The sequence below is a fragment of the Actinocrinis puniceicyclus genome, from assembly GCF_018283645.1.
Lineage (GTDB): Bacteria > Actinomycetota > Actinomycetes > Streptomycetales > Catenulisporaceae > Actinocrinis > Actinocrinis puniceicyclus.
In genome coordinates this window covers 1-1303 of record NZ_JAGSXH010000324.1, presented here as the reverse complement: position 1 = coordinate 1303, position 1303 = coordinate 1, and the positions used below count along the sequence as shown (strand labels likewise).

2 protein-coding genes are annotated in these 1303 nt (G+C 68.7%); one reads left to right on the top strand and one right to left on the bottom strand.

Annotated elements, in window-relative coordinates:
• Nucleotides 1–200 precede the first annotated feature (200 nt).
• Complete coding sequence (locus tag KGA66_RS29075; RefSeq protein WP_211472816.1) at nt 201–518, bottom strand: hypothetical protein; 318 nt, start codon at nt 516–518, stop codon at nt 201–203.
• Between the two features lie 81 nt (nt 519–599).
• On the opposite strand from KGA66_RS29075, the gene KGA66_RS29070 reads away from it, so the two are divergent.
• Nucleotides 600–1181 (top strand): GntR family transcriptional regulator, encoded by a 582-nt coding sequence (locus tag KGA66_RS29070; protein ID WP_211472814.1) that lies wholly within the window; start codon nt 600–602, stop codon nt 1179–1181.
• Nucleotides 1182–1303 lie beyond the last annotated feature (122 nt).

The window sequence follows — 1303 nt, the reverse complement described above, 5'->3', positions numbered from 1 at the left end:
CGGGCGGTGCGCGGCCAGGTCCGCTTGATCCGGCGGCGGGTCTGCCACACGGCGTGGCGCTCCGGGCCGAGCACCAGCCGCAGGGCGAGGAGATAGGCGATGCGGAGGCAGGCGAGCGCGAAGAGCGCGGCGATTGCGTCGTGTTCGAGTCGGGCGGTCTGTATGTGGTGGTGCATGAGCAGGTCTTTCTGGTTCGGGTGCTACTTGCTGGGGGTCAGGGCGGCGGCGCGGAAGATCTGCCAGGTGCGGCCGTTCTTCTCGCCGGTCAGGAACGTGAGGCCGGTGGCCTTGACCATCTGGCCCATGGAGAGCCCGTCCGGGACGCCCGGCGCGGGGATCGAGACGCGCAGCACCTGCGGCGCTCCGTTCTCGGTGGGCAGGGCGACGCTCGCCTCCATCAGCGGGGCGCCGGTGTCGCGGTCGGTGGCGGGGATGCCCGCCGCGCGGTCCTTGAACTGCGGCGACGGGGTGGACAGCAGGAGCAGCGGACGGTTGGGGTCGATCGGTAGGATCATCATGGATGACAGCATACACGTGTATATCAAGGGTGATGTGGGTGACGTGCTGCGTGAGCGTGCGAGGCAGGCTAGCCTGGGAGTATGACGCCACATTCCGACGACGCCCGCCCGCTGTTCATGCGCGTGGTCGACGACATCCGCGACCGGATCGCGAACGGGGAGTTCACCGCGGACGAGCAGATCCCCTCGGCCAAGGCGCTCTCGGAGCACTACGGGGTCGCCAACATGACCGCGCAGCGCGCGCTGCGGGAACTCCAGATCCAGGAGATCACGTACAGCATCAAGGGCAAGGGCAGCTACGTGCGCACGGACGCGGCCCAGATCCTGACTGGCAAGGCCGAGCCGATCGACACGGATGAGCAGTACGTCGCGGTGTGGACCAGATTCCGCGAGGAACTGCGGAAGATCTACCGCCAGGCGGAGGCCGAACTCGACACCGGGAGCCTGGACCTGGCGAACCGGGCGCGTGTGGCGCTGGAGGAGTTCTGGGCCGTCAACGACAAGCAGTACACCGAGATGAACAACTACTACATGCGCGCGCAGGTCCACGGTCGGCACATCGCCGGGCTGGAGGGAACCGCCGGCCCGCAGCCGCTGCCCTGGTCGCAGATCCAGAACGCGACCGACTCGTGGCCCCCGCTGCGCAGCGGCAAGGCCGAATAGCCCTGGTCGCAGCTGGCCCCGGAAGGCCGTGGCCCACGCGCGGAGTGCACCCCGAAGACGGTGTCTGATCCCCGGCCGCGCCACGACGGGCACGTCCACCAGCTATCGCTGGGTTAGTGCTC

Excerpts from the sequence above, each read along its gene's own strand:
- KGA66_RS29075 (WP_211472816.1), bottom strand. The coding sequence starts at position 518 with ATGATGATCCTACCGATCGACCCCAACCGTCCGCTGCTCCTGCTGTCC.
- KGA66_RS29070 (WP_211472814.1), top strand. The coding sequence starts at position 600 with ATGACGCCACATTCCGACGACGCCCGCCCGCTGTTCATGCGCGTGGTC.